Below are 20,973 nucleotides of genomic sequence, written 5' to 3'. Positions count from 1 at the left end.
TTTGACGCCGAACGAATTCGCCGCGATTTCGGAACGTTCCGCCCGGACTTCGTCCGACCTCCACGTTCCGAAATCCAAACAACAAAATACTCTCACTTCAACTGGTACAAAAAATAGGGGCTAGACAATGGTAACACTTTTTCAATCTTTGACAACATTTACTTGAGAAAAATTGTTAATTTTAAGTAAAGAATCCTGACAGTTATTTATATATTTGCACCATAATAACACTAAAAACTCATGATATCTAAAATTTATCATATAGCGTAAAAGTAACGGAAGTTTACTCGCCGCCTTTTGAGTCATCAACGAGTTTCTTCGCTTCGTCCTTGGATTGTTTGCGGTTATAGCCCTTCTTCCCTTTTTTGGTCGAATGGGGTTTTTCGATGGGAGACCGCTCCCAGGTATGCCGAATTTTCTTATGTGGATTTGTCGTCTTTTTTTTCATTTTTATTCACTTGATAGATACTTTTATATAAAAAGACTCGCTTGTTTCACTCTTGCACTAAATTGACTCTCACATCGCCGAATACCGAATTGCCGAGCCGTATCTCGTCGCAACATGTTAAGTCGCCTCTCTGAATACTACGCTCTAGCGCATGGGTTTCATTCAAAAAATGTGCGCGCCATATCCCCGGCAGCAAACCGTCTTCAATCGGCGGCGTAAACCACTGCTCTCCCATTCGATAAAACAGGTTGGTGATGGCGCCTTCGGTTACGCAACCTCGTTCGTTCACAAAGAGAATCTCAAACAAGCCGTCGTCCAGCGCTTTTTGCCTCTCTTGATTATAGAGAGGCCGATGGGTTGTTTTATGAAAATAAAAGCAATCGCTCGAATCAATGGCTTGATTGGAGAACCGGACAACAACCTCGTCGGAAACATGGGTCACATCGCGATGTGAGATCGCCGCGCTTCCCGCTTGATTGAGGGTCAAGCGAACAGCGGTGAGGTCGTGTTTGATTTGTTTAGTATATTCATGCAGCTGCGCCTCGATTTTCGCCCGATGAAACGGGAGCTGCCAATACGCAGCGGACTTTTCTAACCGTTCGAAGTGTTCGTTCAAAAATGCAAACCCGTTTTCTGATGAGTAACGCAGGGTTTCCAGTAACTCGAACGCGGGAAAACGTGATGAAATGAACTTGGCTTTTACATCCAATTCGTTGCGTTCGGCCTTTACGTCGGAATCCCACACAATGCCGCCGCCAAGCCCGAGCACAAATTTTTGATGGATTCCTGACAGCGTCCGTATCGCGACATTCAACGTGAAGTCCCGCTCGCTATTGAACAGCCCGACCGCGCCGCAATAGACGCCGCGCGGCTGCGGCTCTAATTCTTGAATGATTTGCATGGTGCGTCGTTTGGGCGCTCCAGTGATTGACGCTGCGGGAAAAGTAGCAGCGATGATATCGCCTAGCGTTGCATTGTCTCGCAGCGTTCCGGCGACTTCGCCCGTCATCTGCCATAGGGTGCGGTAGGGTTCGGTTTGGTATACGTTGCGGGTTAACACGCTCCCGAATTTACAAATGCGCCCCAGATCATTGCGCATCATATCAACGATCATAATATTCTCGGCGCGTTCTTTTTCACTCTCTTGCAGGCGGCGCCGCAACGCTTGGTCTTCTTCATAAAAACGCCCGCGCGCCATGGTCCCCTTCATGGGGCGGCTGAGCAACTGATCGCCTTTTCGTTGCAGAAATAATTCAGGAGACAATGAAAGAACGGTTTGTTCGCCCGTTTCGATGAACGCCGCATACGGACACGGCTGCGACTCATACAAGCGGCGAAATAACGCAAGCGGCGGCCCGGAGACAGACGCGTCCGCTCGCACGGTAAAGTTTACCTGGTAGGAATCGCCTGCGGCAATGTAGTCTTTGATGCGTTGAATCGAAGTTGGATAATCGCGCGCGTCGAGACCAGCCAAATCACACGCACTGGGCGCAGCTGAACTCTCAGGCCATTCGTCAAACGGTTGAAGCGCTTTTGGCGATGCTATCCCAAACCAGACGAGCGGCTGTGATGGGCCGGTTGTATTGACGGACAACCCAAACGCCGCCGCCGCTTCATACGCAATGAAACCGACGGCAATCTTCCCCTGCCGCAAATAGTCAGCGAGTTCGCGCAACGCCTGTTCAACCTGCCCGGGGTTTTCGGCTCGAATGATCGCGTCAAAGCCAGCGACCTGTGCGCCCAGATGGCCAAGGCCCCATCCTGGCCCTGCCAAACAGGCGTGTGGAGAAGATGTCATGTGGAACCGTTTCTTTGTTATTCGCCAACATGCGGCAATGGCTTGACCGCAACCAGAATGGCGCGCTCGCTCTGTCTTTTGTAGAGCCGCCCTTTGAAGTCTCCATAGACCGACTCAACAATCAGCCCGGCGTTGGTTGCGTGGGCGGAGAGTTCAGCCCCATTATACAGCCAGGGACGGTATAAATAGCAGCGCCGGTTGCCTTGATCGTCGGTGACGGTGATGGCGTTGTGCATCCGGCGGCCATCGTTGATGACAGCGCGTTCTTCTCGAACAAACAATCCATTGGCGTGGACGGATTCAAATTCCTCATTGAGCCGGGGCACAATAAAGTGACGGTTCATCACGTCAATGAGCAGTTTGCCGCCAGGGCGCAATACCCGGGCGTATTCTTGCATCACCAGGAAATTTTCGGCTTCGGTATCCAGATACCCAAAACTGCTAAACAGATTGATGACGTGATCAAATTGGTTGTCGCCGAAGGGCAGTTGTTGCATCACGCCTTGCACAAAGCGCGGCTGGTTGCGGTTCCAAAATCCTTTAAGCGCGGTCTGCTTGGCTTCTCTTAATAAAAAGCCAGACAAATCAAGACCGGTCACGTCGTGCCCTTTGTGAGCGAGAGGCGTTGTGTGCCGCCCCGCGCCGCAGGGCGCATCTAAAATAGCGTCGCCAATTTTCCATGTCAAAACCGAGCGGCAAAACGCCAACTCGGTTTTAGTGCGCGACGGCCCCGTCATCTCGCTGTAGATGTCAAGATAATCGGGATGATTAAAAAAGCGTTCGCTCCAGTCAGCGCTCTCTTCACTAGGAAACGGGTTCACAACCGGCATAAGATCATTCAATCATTCAGAGTTTTTCGGTTCTTCCGGTATTTGGATACTTTATCACAAATTGGGTTGCGTTTTTTTGACGCTTTTTCGTAAATTTTTGATCTTTCGCTGTATCAGGCATGGGTACAGCTCTGCTCGCTTCAGTGCGGGCTTTCAAGCCCTTATGCACAGGCGCTCCCAGAGTTCCACCCATGCCTGATTGGTTTGTCAATTTGTGAAATGCCGGAGCCTGTTTCTGAATAAAAATTATGGTTCTTCCGTAAATGTAAGTACTCACTTACCGGATGAACCAGTTTTTATTAGTTTCGGCGGGAGGACAGCTATGCTTAACGCCGCTTTTATAGTGGTTGCCAGAATACTGTGCGTTTCCGTAACGGTATCTATCGCGGAGCACTACGGGCGCGCTTTATGCACATATTTTTTGATAGACGCTTTTAGTTGCGACCAGCGTTTTTCATTTTCGATATGGTTTGCCGCGAACAAGATCAATCCCTGTTGTGACGCGCTTGCAGCCAGATCAATGGAGCGCAGGAATTCTTCTTTCGGCAATTCGTCCGGCAAGTTCATCGTTTGCAGCACCGGCCAAACCGGCTTTTGTGTCGATTGCTTTAACGCAAGCGTTAATTCCCGTACGCGCTCAACCGGGCGCCCGATCATGCGATGGTAAATCATCGGCGAAATAATGTCGGCGTGATTGGCTAAGGCGGCATAGTCCTGCCCGACGATGCGATGCAGCGCATTGTCATATTCATCGGGCGCCCAGGGGACGCCGAAGAAGCCAAGCCGCGCGTCTGGACGCAACCCGTCGCGAAGGCTAGCGGCGTCTTCCACCCAACTTCGGATCGATTCAATCTTGAACGCCGTCCAATCATCCAGATGGCTGTTTATGATCCACTGCGCTATTTCACTGGTTGTTTCGCCTAGCGCCCGGAGGCCGGAAAACGCCTGGAACGCATCCAAACTCATCTGGCTAAAACATGCTTGCTCAAACCGGGGCGCCCCGTTTTCCCAACGCAATGGATAACGGATAAAATCCAACCAGACGCCGTCAATGTAGGGATTTTGCAAGCGCTCTTTCAAGCGCTCTAATCGTTGCTTGCGCAGCGCAGGATGGTTTGGCGACAACGGATAGTACCACTCGTCCGGCTTCATCGCTTCGCCCGACGCGACAACCGGCCGCCACTCGGGATGCTGTTGATAATCAGCCTTGCCGACAAACACGCCCATGGATTGATACAACGCAACGCCAGCGGACTTCAACCGCTTCAATACATCTTCATCTTCGTTCGAATAAACAAACACCGCATTGACGCCGTGGTCGCGCAACCAAGAAGCCAAGTCACCATGATTGATGGAAGCGAAGGGCGCCTTGTTCGACGAAAAACCATAAAGCGCACAAGTGAACTCGCTTGCGGCGAATGATTGAGGAAGCCCCGACGCCATCAAGCCAGACAACCCCGCCAGCCATTCTCTCCGCGTAATGCGCGCAATGACTGGCGGTCTGGAATTCATCAAAGTCGGCCTCGCGTTCACAATATTCGAGCAAGAACTCTTACGCATTTATTGTTTTTCAACGCGAAGCGAATGCTGGACTGGCTGAAACGTCGATTGAATCGACTTGGCTAAAGGCGCACGAACTTCTTCGGTGAGATCGACAGTTTTGTCCATATTGGCGCGGCCTTCTTCGCCGTGAAACAGTTGTTTAACCTGTTTGGTTTCATACGCCTGTTTTTTAAACACCGCTTCGTCGACCCGGTTAAACGCTTCGCTGAATGGGTTCACGAAAAAATCATCGGCAAGGTTGACGCCCTCAGACAACTCTTTGGCGGAGTACGTCTTCGATGTTTCTCCCCAGGTCACTTTGTACTGTCCGGCAGGCGCATTGTTGACAATGAGCATGAAGCGGTTGAGTTCCTGATTGAATGGAACCAGCGTCATTCCCGAACGGATGCTGGAATCCTGGTCGAGTTCGCCAGTCGCGCAAAATGGATAGCGGCTGCTGTCCATCTGAATTTCATTGTCCTTCACAGAAACAATGCGGTGTCCTTGCGAGGCAGAGGCTTCACCTGACGCTAGATCCAATGTGATGGTTCCAATTTCACCATCGAGGCCCATTGCCTTGAGAAACGCGTAGGCCATCACCAATTGGCCGGCCCAACCCGGATGAACGCCGTCTTTTCCTGAGATCATATATTCGTCGCCGTATTTCTGTTTGGCGTGAAAGCCCTCAACCAGCATCGGTAAGAATACATCCGCGAAAGCAACGTTCTCGTCTTGGGCCAAGCGAACGCCGATGTTGCGAAATTCCAGCAGACTGAGATTCAGGTCATTCACTGTGCCTTTGGCCTGCTTCACCCAAGAAGGCATTTTGCCGACCGTGCCCGGCGCGCCTTGGATCACACGAACGCCGTTGTCTTTAAACAGACGCATGATTGCCTGAGAGGTTGTTTGGTAGAGGTCGCCGTATTCGGCGTTATAGGGTTGATAACGGTGGTCGTTCATTCCATAGCATGTGGTGGCGATGGTGGGATGAAACCGCAACACGTCATTTTCCATCCGGTGGAAGAACCCCGTCGCTTGTTCCCCGCTCCAGCCAAATTGCCGCGCGGTAATCTTGAGTTGAGGAACGCAAACCGTCAGATAGGTTTCGATGATTCGCGAGTACATTTTTTGTTCGGTGATCGAGTCGCCGCAGATCGCAAGCCGGTCGCCCTCTTTTAATATCAGTTCTTTCGTTTCAGGCGCTTGCAAGGGTTTGAATGGGGCAAAATACGAATCGGAAGGCAACGCTTGCAGTTCCGCCGCAAATAACGGCGTCGAAACAAATGTCAAAATTAAAAGCAGAGTAACAATAAAATGTGTTGCGCGGCTCGTCCGTTCGTTTTTAAACCTATCGTCAATAATCATGAGTCATTTCTCCAATCGCGTTGGTGTTCGCGGCAAATTTACTTTTTCTCTAGCGCATATAGGTTCTTGAGCGATGCAACATACACAACGCCATTCGCGACCGTCACAGTGGCGCCGACGGGACTATCCAGGCGGGTTTCAAATAGAATTTCTTTTGCATCCTTCGCGGCGAAGATGTAGAACCGTCGTAATTTTGTTCCGATATAAACTTTGCCGTCAGCCACAAATGGCGAAGCCCAGGTTTCGTCTCCTAAATCGTGCGTCCATTTGCTCTCGCCCGTCTCAGCATCCAGACAGTACAACATCCCGTCGCAGTCAGAGATAAATAACAGACCATTTGCAATCGCCGGCGTCGCACAGCTATGCTTGCCCAATCTATATTTCCAAAGAGGGCCAGACTCTGTAACATCACCTTGTTTTGTTGCGTCGATGCAATGCAGCCATGATTCTGTTTTTCCCCACCAGATATCGCCGCCCGCCGCGACATAGATTCGGTTGTTATAAAACACGGGCAAGCCTTTTATATTCGTAGGCCCTTCGTCGCGATTGCGCATATATTCGCTGACGTTTTCTTTGGGCGCCGTCGGATCGCAATCATATTTCCAGATACGCTCCAATGCTTTGACTGTCCCATCAGCGGGCATTTCGGCTAACGCTTTGAAGGCATATACCACGCCGTCGCCGCCGCAGAAAAACACAGTTTTTTGTCCGTCCACAACCCCCATCGCAGGAGACGACCAGGTGCTATGAAAAATTCTTGGGCCGATTCTCTCGTCATCGCGCGCAACCCAAGAACCATCTTTTTTGTTGAGCACGATCAAACTGGGCGCATCGGGCTTGCGGATTTTTTTGTGGGTATTGTCTACACCGTTGCTGGTGTTGATATACAAAAAATCGCCGTCGACCAACACAGAACAATGCGCCGAATCATGCGGGTACGTTCCCGCCTGGTTGGGAATATCAAAAATCCATAAGATATCGGCGTCCATCTTGGTTGGTTCATAGACGTCGTCTAAACCCAGCCCCATGTGTTGGCCTTCGTCGAGATACGGGCCGTCGTTGCCGTTATGCAATCCCTGTAGGTCAAGGCAAACAACCTCGTTTCTGTTTGTGATGATATACACGCGGTCGCCATCGACGGTCGCTGTTGATGGGATGCCCGCATTGGGCCAATCCAAATAGGGGTCGGGACCAAGTTTTGGCACAACGAGTTGCCAGGAGAGGCTTCCATCATTTTCATTCAGACAAAACAAAACTCCCCGGTCTCCCTTATGGCGCGGGTCGCGCGGCTGATTATTATTCGTGCCGATCAACACTTTTCCATTCGCCGCGATAGGCGTCGACCATGACTCGCTGCCAAGAGGAGCGATCCATTTGATGTTCTTTTTTGATTCAAGATCGAAGGAACCAATTAAGCCCGTCTCGGTCGAGACCATATTACGGGAATGCTTTTCTCCCCATTGCGGCTGGTCCTCAGCGGTTCCAATACTGACGCAACCGAACAGCAAAGCAATAACGATTAAATGTTGTTTCGCGCGCATTTTTGGCATCTCCATTGTGTTGGACTGCTCGTTGCTTCAATTACGGTTCAAGTTTAATTGCAAATCGCACTGAATGGTACTACAGCAGAATTTCTCAGAGCCAAGCCCATACGTCAAGCCATCGCTTTTTGTTAAGAGATGCGAAGCGAGCAATGTCTTCGTAATACCCAACGGTGAATCCATTGTCCTTTGATAAACGTCGAGGTAATTCCATCTCACTTCGGGAGTCGGTTAAAATGAAGCGCAGGCGAATTACGAGCGCGGCCTTGGCCCGCCGCTCAGGCGTATTGATGTTTTGGGGAGGGCGAGGCTCCCGCCGAGCCGCGTGAATGAGAGACGCGGTTGGTTCTATCCGGTGGGCTGCTTCGCGAGCCCAGCCTACCGGGTTTTGGTGTCATTGCGAGCGAAGCGAAGCAATCTCGCTTTTCGATGGGTGAGATTGCGTCGGTCGCCATGCTCCCTCGTAATGACACGTTTGCATGGTGGGTTTCAATTATCTCGACGTATCAAGTAGGGTGGTGATGAGCGAAGCGAATCCCACCAATGATATGTGTTGATTACCCAATGGTGGGATTCATTGCATTCATCCCACCCTACGGGGGTGGAAGTATTCAGAAATATCAATATCTGATTGGCCTTTTTTTCTTAGCAACCAATACTTGTTCTCTTTTTCAGCAATATGAACATGCCAATAAAATTTATTATCTTTTTTCGTTGTATTTAATTCAACAAGGTATTTCAAGAAAAATGATGATGGAATTACGGCTATGTTTTTGCTATTACCACAACCAAATGCAACAATACTGTTATCAGAATCTTCAAGAAATTCCTTTTGGTGTGGGTGAAAAGCAAACCAATAATTTATCTGATTCCCTTTATCATGCACTCTAGAAACACAACAAACATAGTTTTCACCAATTAAAGAAGTGTATTTAGTTCTTGTCTTTTTCACTAAAGATACTTGCATCCTACTTTCTATTAAATCAATGCAATCATCGTGAAACGATACAGGAGTAAACTTTGGGGTGACTTCATCTTTTATCTCCTCCTCATCATCTTCCACACCTTCGATAACATCTGATGCAGTTGAAAAAAGGATTTCGATAATTTTATCTAATTTGGTGTATTCTCTTGGAATTAAAATGTCATGCATCTGCTGGATAATTTGTGGATTGTCAGCTTTATGCTTTAAGTTCATCAGTGAAATCAACGAATTGACACTAATGAGTCGAATACTCCATGCATGTTTTGAGCCCCTTATTTGAGCTTCTAATTCTCCAGTGTCATCACGCCCAACAATTATGAGCACGGATGAATTCTCTGCAGAAATTATTTCTTTTTGAATCAGCTGATTTCGGTAATTTGCAATTGTGTCTAATTGAATCCTATATGCATCAGTTGTTTTCACTTCAACTACTATAGATTGACCTGATTGCAACTTCCATAAACCGTCAAAGCCAATTTCATTCCTCACACCCCTGTAGCGTCCATGTTCTATTTCAAAGCCAAGTCGCCTTCCTATTTCATTTAAAATATCTTGAAGAGCAATGCCCGAGTCAGTAAAAGATTCTTCAATACATTGCCTGGCGTACTCTTCAAGAGATTCAATTTTAATATTAGATAGAAATTCTCGAAATTCTACGGAAGTTATATTTCCGTCTTTTAGTTTACCATCACCAGCCCAATTAATTATTTGATGGATTTTTTTATCCAAGAAATGCGCTTTGTCCTTCTGCCAACTTTCCGTAAGAGTCATCCCCCTCACTCCTTATCAATAAAAATCTTTCCGGGGTTGAGGATGCCTTGGGGGTCGAAGGACTCTTTGATGCGGCGCATGACCTTGATGCCGGTCTCGCCTACCATCATCGGCAGGTACTTGCTCTTGATGCAGCCCACGCCGTGCTCGCCAGTCACGGTGCCGCCCAGTTCAATCGCCTTCTTGAATATCTCGTCGAAACATTGCTCGACCCGCTCCATCTCTTCATGGTTGCGTTCGTCGGTCAGGCAGGTGGGGTGCAGGTTGCCGTCGCCTGCGTGGCCGAAGGTGCCGATGTCGAGCTGATACTTATCGCGCACCTGCTCGATGAAGGCCAACATCTCCGGTACGCGGTTGCGCGGCACGGTAGCGTCTTCAAGAATGGTGGTGGGCTTGCGCCGCGCCAGCGCCGACAGCGCCATGCGACGGGCGGAGGCCAACTGCTCGGCTTCTTCTTGCGTCTGGGCGATCTTGAATTCGGTCGCGCCCTGCTCTTTGCAAATCGCTTCGATGGCTTCGGTTTCTTCCGCCACCTGGGCGGGGTGCCCGTCGGTCTGGATCAACAGCAGCGCGCCGATGTCGCGCGGCAGGCCGATGTGCGAAAAGTCTTCGACGCAATTGATGGTGACGTTGTCGAGAAACTCTAACGCGCAGGGGATGATCTTGCCCGCGATGATTCCTTTGACGGCGTTGCCCGCCGAGACCATGTCGGTGAAATAAGCCAGCATGGTTTTGCTGTCTTTGGGCGGTGGGATCAAGCGCAGCAGCACCTTGGTAATCACGCCCAGAGTTCCCTCTGAACTGACGAGAATCTTCTTGAGGTTATAGCCCGCCACGTCTTTCTTCGACTTGCTGCCCGTCCATAAAATTTCGCCGTCAGGCAACACCACTTCGAGGCCCATGACGTAATCTTCGGTCACGCCGTATTTGAGGCAGCGCAGCCCGCCGGAGTTTTCGACCACGTTGCCGCCGATGGTCGAGATTTTCATCGAGCCGGGATCGGGCGGATAAAACAGGCCCTTCTCCAAAACCGCCGCCGCCAGGTCAGCGGTGATAACGCCCGGCTGCGCCATGACGGTCAGGTTTTCATCGTCGATTTCGAGAATCTTGTCCATGCGGACAGTGCACATCACCACCCCGCCTTTAATCGGTACGCTTCCACCCGAAAGCCCGGTGCCGGAGCCGCGCGGGACGATTTTGACATTATTTTGGCTCGCCCATTTCATCAGTTGGGCGACTTCTTCGGTGGTTTCGGGATACACCACCGCTGCGGGCGTTGCGCTGAGGTTGGGGGTTCCGTCGAACGAATATGTCATCATATCGACCGGATCAGTGGTGATGCGGTCGGCAGGGAAAATCGCTTTGAGTTCAGAGGCAATGGATGTAGTGGTCATGGCGCGGCTCCTAATCATTTTCATACAAAAATCGAATGTCGGGTACATCGTATCATGGATGCGCGGCGGCGGAAAGAAAACGGTAGGATAAATTGTCCAGAATCGTCTACATACGACTCCAGCAGAAAGAGGCGTTTGGGTCTCTGGTTCAACTCAGAATGTCTTCGATGGCGTCAATCAATTCATCGTTTGAAATCGGCTTCGTCAAAAACTTGCGTACGCCTACCACCGCGAGTTGCTCCATGACGGACGAATCGGTATACCCTGAACAGAGAATCACAGGGAAATCCGATTGAATAGCGATGGCTTCTTTGGCGAGTTGGATTCCCGTAAGATTGGGCATGGTCTGGTCCGTAATTATCAAGTCAAACTCTGACAATGACGACTGGATCAACGCTAACGCTTCTGCGCTGTCGGTGACGCCTTTGAACGAATATCCGGCGCGGGACAAGCGCTGGTGGTTTATTTCGACGATCTCTTTGTCATCGTCTACATATAATATGCTGCCTTTTTGAGAGGAGCGCTGGACGATGATTTTTTTATTTTCGCTCTCGGGAAGCGGTTGAACAATTTGTGGGAGATAGATAGAAAAGGTGGCGCCCTCTTGCAGTTTGCTATCGACGAAGATGCATCCCTGGTGGCTTTTGATGATTCCATGAACGACCGACAACCCCAGCCCGGTCCCTTCGCCCTCCGGCTTTGTGGTGAAGAACGGCTCGAAAATTCGCTCAGCGATGTCAGGGGGGATGCCAACGCCGTCGTCGGACACCTGAATTTTGGCGTAGCGGCCGGGCGTTAACTCTTGCAGACGGGCGCCTGGGGTTCCAGTGATGATTTCCTCTTCGAGAGTAATGGTCAACTGCGATCCCTGTTCACGTAGCGCGTGGGCGGCGTTGGTGCACAAATTCATGAGCACTTGGTGCAGCTGGGTCGGGTCCGCCAACACATAGACGGAGTGGTCGGGCAGATTGATATCAACCTGGATGGTGGTGGGTAATGGCGCGCGTATCAGTTGAAAAATCTCGTAGATATCTTTGCTTAAATCAATTGGTTTGCGCTCATTTTCAACCTTGCGGCTAAACGCCAAAATTTGTTTAACCAACTCTTGTGCGCGGACAATGGCTTTCTGAGACTGGTCGAGACGCTGGCGCACATTGCCGTCTTCAGGCGAATCAATATAGGCGAGTTCGTTATACCCCTGAATGGCAAAAAGCATATTGTTGAAATCATGCGCAATTCCGCCCGCCAGGGTGCCAATGGCTTCCATTTTTTGGGTTTGACGGAACTGCTCTTCGAGAGCAACGTACTCTGATACATCACGGCCTTCGGCGATCAGATAGGGAATAGAGCCGTCGTCGTTATAAAATGGCTTGATGCTAAAATCAATATGATGAATGTTGTTGTCCAGGTCTGGATGAGTCTTTTGAAAGCGAACCATTTCACCGTTGGAAGCTTTCTGAATCGCTTCGATGCATCGCGCCCTGTCAGGTGAATTTTTCCAATACGGCGTGTCGGCGAAATGATGGCCGACGATCTCGTTTTCTTTTGCGCCGGCAAAATCAAGCGCAGTTTGATTGATGGCAACCACGACGCCGGACGTAGAAACCACCGCCATAAACTGAAACGACTGGTTGAAAATGGCGCGTAGTTTTGCTTCGCTTTCTTGCAGCGAAGTTTTGATGAGTATTTCATCGGTAATGTCTTGAATGACGCCGATGATTCCCGCGATGTTTCCTTCGCTGTCATGAAACACCGCTTTATAACAAATCACTTCCCGGCTGGCTCCATCGGCTCTAACGGCTTTTGTTTGAAACTGCTGTATTCCGGAGTGCTCCAACAATTGCCGGTCTTGTTCGGCGTAATCTCTCGCGAGAGCCTCGGGCCAAACCTCTTGTGTCGTTCGGCCTGCGATATCCTCAAACCGTTTACCAATCATTTTTTCATAGGCGCGGTTACAGCCGATATATTTTTCATCCGAATTTTTATAGAACACAGGCAATGGAATTGCATCAAGCAGGGTGACAAATAATTTATATTGATTTGTGATGGTTTCTTGCGCGCTGATTCTATCGCTAATGTCGCGCAGTGTTTCGATGGCGCCGACAACTTCACCGTCGATTCCAAACAGAAGCGAAGCGGTTGCATGAAGGTGTTTACCTTCGGCGCCGAGATTGGGCGTAAACGCATCAGCGGCGATACTGTTCGCATCCCGTATGACGGCGTCATACGGGATCGTATTGTCTGGATCGGGTTGAAGCAACAGGTCGCACAAAACTTTGCGGCGCTCTCCATAAAAAGGCAACGCATATTCATAGTCGCCCTTGCCCAACATCTCTTCTTTTTTCACGCCGGTCAGTTCAACCATAGCGCGGTTCCAGGCGATAACCTGCTGGTTGGTGTCGATGACAAATGTGGCGTCAGGCAAAAATTCCAGGATGTCTTTCAAGCGCTGTTTTGATTCTTGCAGGGCCAATACCGCCCGCGACCGCATTTTGTCTTGTTGAAAACCCTGTGCAACAAGCACCCATGACAAAACCGCGACGCATAAGAATACGATACAAAAAAAGATAATAAGGTTATGCTCTGTCGCGGCGATCTTGGCGTTTACGTCATCAATATAAATGCCCGTCCCGACAATCCATCCCCAGGGGGTATAGGCTTTGATAAAAGATAGTTTTGGAATGATGCGGTTGTCGTCTTCATAGCGTTGCCACGGGTATTGGAGAAAACCTTCATTCTTCGTTTCGGCTATTTTGACGAACGTATAAAGTAACGGGTTTCCGTCTGCATCAAACAATTCGGCGAGATCATCGCCTTCGAAGTCTGTGCGATAGGGGTGCATAATCATAACGGGCTGAAAATCGCTGATCCAAAAATAGTCCTTGCCTTCGGCCCCGTAACGAACATCGCGGATGATATCAATCACATGTCGTTTTGCTTCTTCCAGGCTCATTTCACCGTCTTGCGCCAACTGGTCATGCCGTTCGATCAGTGATATCTGAGTATTCACCATCTCGCGGATCAGTTCATATTTTGCATCAAGAAGGCTTTGGCTGTACTGGGGAATAAAATAGAAAAAAACCGACCCGGTGAACAAAAATAGGATGGAAAACACGAGCGCGACCACCCGTATCACATATAGGTTTTTATCTTTGAATGACAGAAACTCAAACATGCGTTCTTCGCACTTTCATTAAGAAAAAGCGACATCCCATAAATATGCAGACTGACACCCTTACAACAATGTAACACGTATTCAGATATCTACAATTCAAATTGGTTTACGCAATTACAATTTAAAATAAAGCGAGGGATTTTATATACAACTAAACAAGGTTCATCCGGCAAGTGAATACTTACATTGATGGATGGTCATAATTTTGATTACGAAACGTATTCCGGCATATTAAAATTTGACAACCCAATTCAGGCATGGGCGCAACTCGGAGAGCGCCTGTGCATCAAGGGCGTGGAAGCCCGCACTGAAGCAAGCAGAGTTGTACCCATGCCTGATACAGCAAAAGATCAAGAATTCACGAAAAAGCGTCAAAAAACGCAATTCAATTTGTGATAAAGTACCCAAATACCGGAAGAACCTTATTTCTTAATGATATGACAGGTGGTTATCTTTTACTCGACGCTATTCACGACGACCTGGTTTTTCTTCCGCCCAAATTTGATGAGCGAGTCGGGACAAACAAACGAAACCGCGCTCGGCGCATAAAAGATACTGCCGGAACGCGGCGGCGTTGTGACGTGCACCTTGCGGTCCGCCCACGCAGCGGTCAGTTTCTGTTTTTTGGTATTGAGCAACAAAATGGGCGTGCGTTGTTGCGGGCTGAATTTCACTTTTGCATACGACCCGTTCACGACTAAATAGAACACCGCTTTCATCGCGCTGTCGCGGGTGGCGACCACTAGATCGGCGTCGGACTCAATGAATGGATTGTCGATCAATTCGCCCTGGCGAACCGCGATGACTTCGATTCCCTCATGCCATTCCAACACGCGCAAGCCCGGCATTGGCAATGACGCATACTTGGGTTCAAACTTCTCGCGCCCCGGCTGTTGTAATGACGCGATATAAAAAAACGGGTTTACCGGCGTCTTGAGTTCGAGTTCGAGAATCTCGCCCAGTGCGCCTTCCGCCGCGTGGGGAAGCATCAGAGTATTGGGCGAGAATAAAAGGTGCAGCATCCCAAACCCTTTTGGCTTGTAGGTCCCGCGACGTTCCAAACGACGGATCGCCTGCCAGTCGCGCAGACCGTGAATCTCGTCCGACAGTTCGTCGCCTTTGACGTCAATGTTGATCCATTCATTCATGTCGCCGAGCAAGGTATCCGCTTTGGGCGGAATCGAGACCACGATGTTGCGCGTCCCGACAACCGGGCTGGCCTGGAGGGGGAAGTGGGCCACGATGTTGTAGGCGCTGCCGACCGTGCCTTCATGGCGGCGCACGCTGATGGTGCGGCCTGCGGGCGAATCCTGCTGCCAGGCGCTATACAGCGAAGTCAGCAGCGGCTCGGCGCTGTAATCAAACGAGGCGCAGACTTGCGTCGTCCCTGACACCGATTGGACCGCAGCGGTCGCGCCGTATAAATCATGAAACCACCGGAACTGTAAGCCGCCTTCATAGAGCAGGAAACTTTCATGCGCGACTTGCAGCGTAGAAGCAACAATCGTGTCGGTCGCAGATTGAATGGCGAGCAGGTGTTGCTCGCGCGGCTTTTGCATGGAGAAGATGCTGAGGTTTGATTCGGGGTATTTCATCAACACCGGTTCCAGAGACAATGGAGGGCTGTTAGAGGCGGCAACCGGGAATGTGTAGTAAAAAGTGTAGGGATGATTATCGCTGTCTCCGCCGAGTTCGGCCCATCGCTCAACTAGTTCCGCCGAGTTTGATTCTTTGGCCGCGAGATGATAGACCGCGCCCCAAGGCCCCGGCATTTCGGGATACGCTTCCAGGCGCCATCCCGCGTCGCGTTGCACCGGCGCGGGTTGCGTCGGCGTGACCGCTTGCGGCTCTCTTTCTGCGGGACGGGGCAGACCAAACATTTCAAGCTGATCTTTGAGCGTCATGCGGCTGCCGCTGCGGGTGATGTTGAGGTCGCGCTGTCGCAGCGAGATCGGCATTTGCGCCAGCGCCGCCGCCGGGCTTTTTCGCGCGCGCATCTGCGCCGTGGCGGAGCGCAGGTCTTCTTTGTTATACAGCGCCGGGTTCGGCGCAGGAAACAGCGGATGCGTAAATGGGACCCACGGCGAGGTCATGGCTTGCGCCTTTTGCGTAGCGAGGGTGTCTGACGAGCCGGGCAAGCGATGGGCTTCGAGCGCAGACGCGATGCGGGTGAACGTCCCCGGCGCCGCCGCGTAGGGATAGCCCAGGCGCGTCATGGTTTGCGTCCAGGGGATCGCCGTCAGCAACGCGTTTTCGATTTGCGGCATCGAGCAGGCAAAGCGCCCGTCTTCTTCAATCAACCGGGCGAGGCCGTGTTGGGTGAGATTGGCGGCGGCGTATAAATCGGGCAGCATCGAAGCGGCGTCGCGTTCGTTGCCCCATTCCAAGGGATAGATCGAGATGCAGAACAACGTCGAGAGACCGAGGCCGCTGCCGAACGCTAGAGCGTCTTGCGGCGGGATCGAATCGACATCGAGCGTACGGCAATACATCGCGAGACGGTCGCGCAACGCCTTGATGCGTTGGTTGGGTTGGTGGCGGTCTTTGGTATCCAGACGAAAATACGACTGGTCATAAAGCAGCGTCGTCAGCGCCAGCATCATCCCATCGCGTTTTGTGAAAGCGGGTCGCGCCATGCCAAACGAATCAACCGCGTCGGCGGTTTCGAGTTCATTTAACAAACGCGCAAATTCAAGTTTGGCGGCTTGCAGCGCCCAGCGTTCGCGTTCGAGATAGAGATAGGCGTTGAGTTCGGTAACGAGTTTGCTGTAAAGCATGAACTCCGGTTCGTTCAGCCATTTGGGATGAAAATCGTCGTTCTCTTGAAAGGGGCCTTCGCCGACGTACCAAGGCGACTGCGGCAACAGAAAGCCGTCTACCCGCAGAAAAAATTCGTCGCCGCGTTCTTCCAGCCCGCGCCGCAGTCGGCGTTCGGTTTTCCGCCGCAGTTCGCGCCCCGCCAACAGCATGGGGCGGCCTTCATCTTGTGCGCGTTCAACCAACGCGTTGGGAATCGACGGCAAGACGGCGTTTTGTCCCTGTGCATAAAAAATGCTGCTCACGAGACATCCAAGAATCACAACGAGTCGGCGCATCGGTTGCCTTTAAATGATAAGAGTGAGAAAACTTCCCAATAGTATTCAATTCTACGAGATATAAACTATAAGAGTAACACGCATGGATGAAAATGACATCCAGCGAGTGTCGGGGCGGTTGGCTTATTATGGCAGGGTTCGACCGTATGCCTATCTGGGCGTACTCATTATTCAACTTATTATTGATCGCGGGCTGCGCGGCGGCGGTGGTGTTTGGCTGGAGCCTCTTTAGCCAGGCGGAAGTTGACGACCAAACCCTAGACCGCTTTCGCGAAACCATGGTGCGCACCCAAATCGAAGCGCGTGACATCAAAGACCGCCGTGTGTTAGACGCCATGCGCACCGTCAAACGCCACCTGTTTGTCCCGAAAGGGCTGATTCACCGCGCCTATCGCGACCACCCCTTGCCCATCGGATACGATCAAACCATCTCTCAGCCGTACATCGTTGCCTTGATGACCACCCTCTTAAACCCCGAGCCGGACGATGTGATTTTAGAAATCGGCGCAGGCTCCGGCTATCAGGCGGCGATATTGGCTGAAGTTGTGAAAGAGGTCTACACCATCGAAATCGTCGCGCCGCTCGCCGAACGCGCCAAAAAATTGCTCAACGATCAGTTAGAGTACTCCAACATTCATGTTCGCGCGGGAGACGGCTATCAAGGCTGGCCCGAACACGCGCCCTTTGATGGGATCATCGTCACCGCCGCGCCAGAGCATATTCCCCAGCCGCTGATTGACCAGTTAAAAATCGGCGCCCGCTTGGTGATTCCCGTTGGAGATAAAGAGCAACAACTGATGGTTCTACAAAAAAACGCCGATCAAGTCGTTAAACGAACCGTCCTCCCCGTGAATTTTGTCCCCATGACAGGACAAGCCGAAGAAGACTAAATCCCGCATGATTCCATTTTGGCGCCTAAATTTCATGTCTGTATAGAAAGACATGCGGTTCAGGTGTGCAAAACCTGAACAATCTCCGACATTTTCGTAAGAGTTGAGGCTCGTAAGTATGGTGTTTCAGGTGACAAAGAGCGGCTTTGATTCGAATGTCGCCCGAATAGCCAGACAGCAGGCGCAATGCCGTATGCGTAGAAAAATCAACTTGTCCTGTCTGTTTTTGAGCATTTTCTACAATATGAGACACCACGTATGAGGCATTAAAATGATTGCTGAAGCGACCAAACAAAATACTCGCAAACGGGATGATCAGAATGATCTGTCCCGGGCAAAAGATATATCGCTGCTGTTTTCGATCAGCGAACATCTCGACGAAAACGCCGCGCTCGACTCGATGGCGGAGCCTGTCTTGAAGGCTTTAGCCGAGCAATATGGCCTCTTGCAAAGTTTTGTCGCGGTGTATAACCGCTATTCAAACGAAGTGGTGGTTGAATCGTCTTATGGGCTTTCGACCAGTCAGCGCGAACGTGGGCGTTATCGCATCGGCCAAGGCGTGACCGGTCGGGTGGTGCAAACCGGGCAACCCATTGTTTCGCCCGGCGCGTCTGACGAGCCGGAGTTTCTCAACCGGGCCGGAGCAGCCAAGATGCCGCGCAAAAAAGAGGTGGCGTTTTTGTGCGTCCCTATCAAATGGGGCAGCGAAGCCATCGGGGCCTTGGGCGCCTATCGCTTACTCGAAGACGACGTCTCGACTGCCAATGACATGCGGCTGCTTTCAATCATCGCGTCGATGATCGCCCACCCGGCGCGGATGCGTCAAACCGCCGTCGAAGAACGCATGGGCATGGTGCAGGAAACCATCGCCCTGCACCATGAATGGAACACCCGCTTTCGCCTCGACGATATGGTCGGCAATTCGGACGTCATGCTGAGCGTGTTTGACCGTATCGCCCAAATTGCGCCCAAAGATTCGACCCTGCTGCTGCGCGGCGAACACGGCGTCGGTAAAGAACGCGCCGCCCGCGTCATTCACAGCAACAGCGCCCGCGCCGAGCGCCCGTTTGTGATCCTCAATTGCGCGCAATTGCCCGAAGGCAGCCTCGACCGCGAACTCTTCGGCCAAAGCGCCAACAACGGAACCCCGCGTAAACTGGGGCTGATCGAACAAGCCGAATGCGGGACGTTATTCATTGAAGAAATCAGCGATTTTGCGCCGGCGTTGCAGGTAAAATTGTTGCGGTTTTTAGAATCAGGCGAGTACGCCCGCCCCGGCGGGGACGGCGTCGAAAAAGGCAATGTGCGCATCATCGCTGCCAGCCGCCGCAAATTAGAAGCGCTCTGCGGCGAAGACCGCTTTCGACAAGACCTCTATTATCGCTTGGGCTTGTTCACCATTGCGTTGCCGCCGCTGCGCGACCGCAAGACCGACATCCCGCTGTTGGCTGACCATTTCATCGACAAATTCAGCCGCGCCAACCGCAAGAGCATCTATCGCATTTCGTCGCCCGCGATTGACTTATTGATGCGCTACGACTGGCCGGGCAACGTGCGCGAGATGGAAAACTGCATCGAACGCGCCGCCCTGGTTTCAAACAACGGCGTGATTCACGCGCACCACATGCCCGCCACGCTGCAAAACGCCGGGGTGGTTTCTAACGGGCAAGGCGAAACCTTGCAAGCAATTCTCGATAACGTCGAGCGCGAGATCATTCTCGAAGCGTTGGAGGCCTCGCGCGGCAACCAAGCCAAGACCGCCAAGGCGCTGGGCGTCACCGAACGGGTGATGGGGTTGCGCCTCAAAAAACACGGCATCGTCCCCAAACAGTTCCGCACCAACAAGTAACCAGATTGATAGTCTTTACCGATTAGAGAAGCGTTAATTTTTTTCTTCGTCGCTGAGCGGAAAGCGCAGTGTAAAAGTGCAGCCGTGTTTGGGGATGCTGTGGACGGCGATGACCCCGCCTAAACTTACGACCAGGCTCTTGGTGATATACAACCCGAGCCCGGTCGATTCGGAATCGCGCCGGGTGGAGAAAAACGGTTCAAAGATACGCTCCGCCGCCTCGGTGGGGATGCCGGGGCCGTCGTCAGAAAACGCGACTTCCAACAAGGACGCCTCGCCTTCATCAACGCGTCGAGCGCGGATGCGTATGGAGCCTTCGCCGTTCAACGCCTGAAAAGCATTCAACAAAATGTTAGAGAACACCTGAATTAAATGGTGGCGCTGTCCAAACAAAAACGGCAGTTCGTCCGGCAGGTTAAACTCGACGCTGACGTTGTTTTGGGCGTAGCGCACCAAACGCAGCGACCGCAAAATGGTCTCGCCTACATCGACAAACTCGGCGCGCTCGGCGTCGTGCTGTAAGAAACTTTCCAGGCGCAAGTCGCGTAGCAGATTCAAGAACAGGTCGGTTTCTTCTTCGATGGTGCGGCGCGAATCTCCTTTCGGCAGGTTCTCGGCTTCGGCGCGAATATTCAAGACGGGCTTCTTTAAATCATGCAGCAAGTTGGCGGTGATCTGCCCCACCAGCGCCAGCCGTTCGATGTGGATCAGCTCGCGCTGTTTCTCTTCGAGCAGGGTGGTGGTTTTGCGCACTTCTTCGTCTTTGCTGCGCAGGGTGTAGACGCCAAGCGCCGCGACGATCAACAACGCGGCGATGCTGCCGTTGATAGCGCCCTGAAACAGTCGGCTGCGTTGCGCGTCGATGCGGATAAACAACTCGCCTAGCGTGCGCTCGCGCTCCATGATTAATTTGGGAACAAACGCCGGGTCGCGCTGTGGCGGAAACCCCGGATGGTCGATGTCGTAGGTCAGTGGATACAGCGTCCGTTTGACGCCGTTGCGGTCTTCTTTGCGGATGATGATTTCTTGAATATAGCCGTGTTCGGCCATTAACTCTTCGGCGCGTTTTTGCACCTCGCCCAGATTGACGTCAATGATGCGTTCATGCTGTAAGAGCGGGCGAAATTCACGGGTTAATAGCGTCGGCAGCCCCACAACGGTCTCTTGATGGGTTTTCGCCGCCCATAGCAGCGCCGCCAACACGCAGGTCAAAATGAGGCCCAGAAAGAAATAGAAAAATCGGTTCACGGGAGTAGTTCACGACCCAATACCAAAAATCGAACGCCACAG

14 protein-coding genes are annotated in these 20,973 nt (G+C 51.5%); 3 read left to right on the top strand and 11 right to left on the bottom strand.

The features are described 5' to 3' along the window. Nucleotides 1–283: 283 nt before the first annotated feature. The 9 genes from P9L94_07625 to P9L94_07585 form a co-directional block, all read right to left on the bottom strand. Entirely contained in the window at nt 284–448 is a 165-nt protein-coding gene (locus tag P9L94_07625) for a hypothetical protein (protein MDP8243934.1), read from the bottom strand. 46 nt (nt 449–494) lie between these two features. After that, on the bottom strand, nt 495–2,246 hold the full coding sequence (gene pabB / locus P9L94_07620; GenBank protein MDP8243933.1) for an aminodeoxychorismate synthase component I: 1,752 nt from the start codon (nt 2,244–2,246) through the stop codon (nt 495–497). Between the two features lie 17 nt (nt 2,247–2,263). Further along, complete coding sequence (locus tag P9L94_07615; GenBank protein MDP8243932.1) at nt 2,264–3,076, bottom strand: class I SAM-dependent methyltransferase; 813 nt, start codon at nt 3,074–3,076, stop codon at nt 2,264–2,266. 393 nt (nt 3,077–3,469) lie between these two features. Continuing rightward, nucleotides 3,470–4,588 carry a hypothetical protein gene (locus P9L94_07610; protein MDP8243931.1) on the bottom strand — a complete coding sequence of 373 codons (1,119 nt, stop codon included), beginning with the start codon at nt 4,586–4,588 and terminating at the stop codon, nt 3,470–3,472. A 48-nt stretch (nt 4,589–4,636) separates the two neighbouring features. Further along, nucleotides 4,637–5,983, bottom strand: a complete 1,347-nt coding sequence (locus P9L94_07605) for an SGNH/GDSL hydrolase family protein (protein MDP8243930.1) — start codon at nt 5,981–5,983, stop codon at nt 4,637–4,639. A 38-nt stretch (nt 5,984–6,021) separates the two neighbouring features. Beyond that, nucleotides 6,022–7,524, bottom strand: a complete 1,503-nt coding sequence (locus P9L94_07600; GenBank protein MDP8243929.1) for a PQQ-binding-like beta-propeller repeat protein — start codon at nt 7,522–7,524, stop codon at nt 6,022–6,024. Nucleotides 7,525–8,107: 583 nt separating this feature from the next. Then, entirely contained in the window at nt 8,108–9,280 is a 1,173-nt protein-coding gene (locus P9L94_07595; protein MDP8243928.1) for a hypothetical protein, read from the bottom strand. A 5-nt stretch (nt 9,281–9,285) separates the two neighbouring features. Then, on the bottom strand, nt 9,286–10,674 hold the full coding sequence (locus P9L94_07590) for an FAD-linked oxidase C-terminal domain-containing protein (protein ID MDP8243927.1): 1,389 nt from the start codon (nt 10,672–10,674) through the stop codon (nt 9,286–9,288). Nucleotides 10,675–10,822: 148 nt separating this feature from the next. Continuing rightward, nucleotides 10,823–13,849: a PAS domain-containing protein gene (locus P9L94_07585; protein ID MDP8243926.1), complete on the bottom strand. Its 3,027-nt coding sequence runs from the start codon at nt 13,847–13,849 to the stop codon at nt 10,823–10,825. A gap of 189 nt (nt 13,850–14,038) precedes the next feature. Here P9L94_07585 and P9L94_07580 point away from each other — a divergent pair, with 189 nt between their 5' ends. Continuing rightward, a complete protein-coding gene (locus P9L94_07580) occupies nt 14,039–14,245 on the top strand; it encodes a hypothetical protein (protein ID MDP8243925.1) in 207 nt (68 codons plus the stop codon). Between the two features lie 59 nt (nt 14,246–14,304). On the opposite strand, the gene P9L94_07575 is transcribed toward P9L94_07580, so the two are convergent. Further along, nucleotides 14,305–16,911: a hypothetical protein gene (locus P9L94_07575; GenBank protein ID MDP8243924.1), complete on the bottom strand. Its 2,607-nt coding sequence runs from the start codon at nt 16,909–16,911 to the stop codon at nt 14,305–14,307. 119 nt (nt 16,912–17,030) lie between these two features. Here P9L94_07575 and P9L94_07570 point away from each other — a divergent pair, with 119 nt between their 5' ends. Next, nucleotides 17,031–17,834, top strand: coding sequence for a protein-L-isoaspartate(D-aspartate) O-methyltransferase (locus tag P9L94_07570; protein ID MDP8243923.1), 804 nt, complete (start codon nt 17,031–17,033; stop codon nt 17,832–17,834). 271 nt (nt 17,835–18,105) lie between these two features. Then, complete coding sequence (locus P9L94_07565) at nt 18,106–19,683, top strand: sigma 54-interacting transcriptional regulator (GenBank protein MDP8243922.1); 1,578 nt, start codon at nt 18,106–18,108, stop codon at nt 19,681–19,683. Between the two features lie 33 nt (nt 19,684–19,716). Here P9L94_07565 and P9L94_07560 read toward each other — a convergent pair whose 3' ends face one another. Beyond that, nucleotides 19,717–20,931: an ATP-binding protein gene (locus P9L94_07560; protein ID MDP8243921.1), complete on the bottom strand. Its 1,215-nt coding sequence runs from the start codon at nt 20,929–20,931 to the stop codon at nt 19,717–19,719. Nucleotides 20,932–20,973 lie beyond the last annotated feature (42 nt).

The sequence above is a fragment of the Candidatus Hinthialibacter antarcticus genome (assembly GCA_030765645.1).
Lineage (GTDB): Bacteria > Hinthialibacterota > Hinthialibacteria > Hinthialibacterales > Hinthialibacteraceae > Hinthialibacter > Hinthialibacter antarcticus.
This window is presented reverse-complemented; position numbering and strand designations above follow the sequence as displayed.

Bases quoted from the DNA above. Each gene is read 5' to 3' on its own strand.
- P9L94_07590 (MDP8243927.1), bottom strand. From the start codon at position 10,674: ATGACCACTACATCCATTGCCTCTGAACTCAAAGCGATTTTCCCTGCC.
- P9L94_07625 (MDP8243934.1), bottom strand. From the start codon at position 448: ATGAAAAAAAAGACGACAAATCCACATAAGAAAATTCGGCATACCTGG.
- P9L94_07585 (MDP8243926.1), bottom strand. From the start codon at position 13,849: ATGTTTGAGTTTCTGTCATTCAAAGATAAAAACCTATATGTGATACGG.
- P9L94_07610 (MDP8243931.1), bottom strand. From the start codon at position 4,588: ATGAATTCCAGACCGCCAGTCATTGCGCGCATTACGCGGAGAGAATGG.
- P9L94_07600 (MDP8243929.1), bottom strand. From the start codon at position 7,524: ATGCGCGCGAAACAACATTTAATCGTTATTGCTTTGCTGTTCGGTTGC.
- P9L94_07615 (MDP8243932.1), bottom strand. From the start codon at position 3,076: ATGCCGGTTGTGAACCCGTTTCCTAGTGAAGAGAGCGCTGACTGGAGC.
- P9L94_07595 (MDP8243928.1), bottom strand. From the start codon at position 9,280: ATGACTCTTACGGAAAGTTGGCAGAAGGACAAAGCGCATTTCTTGGAT.
- P9L94_07580 (MDP8243925.1), top strand. From the start codon at position 14,039: ATGGATGGTCATAATTTTGATTACGAAACGTATTCCGGCATATTAAAA.
- P9L94_07565 (MDP8243922.1), top strand. From the start codon at position 18,106: ATGATTGCTGAAGCGACCAAACAAAATACTCGCAAACGGGATGATCAG.
- P9L94_07570 (MDP8243923.1), top strand. From the start codon at position 17,031: ATGAAAATGACATCCAGCGAGTGTCGGGGCGGTTGGCTTATTATGGCA.
- pabB (MDP8243933.1), bottom strand. From the start codon at position 2,246: ATGACATCTTCTCCACACGCCTGTTTGGCAGGGCCAGGATGGGGCCTT.
- P9L94_07605 (MDP8243930.1), bottom strand. From the start codon at position 5,983: ATGATTATTGACGATAGGTTTAAAAACGAACGGACGAGCCGCGCAACA.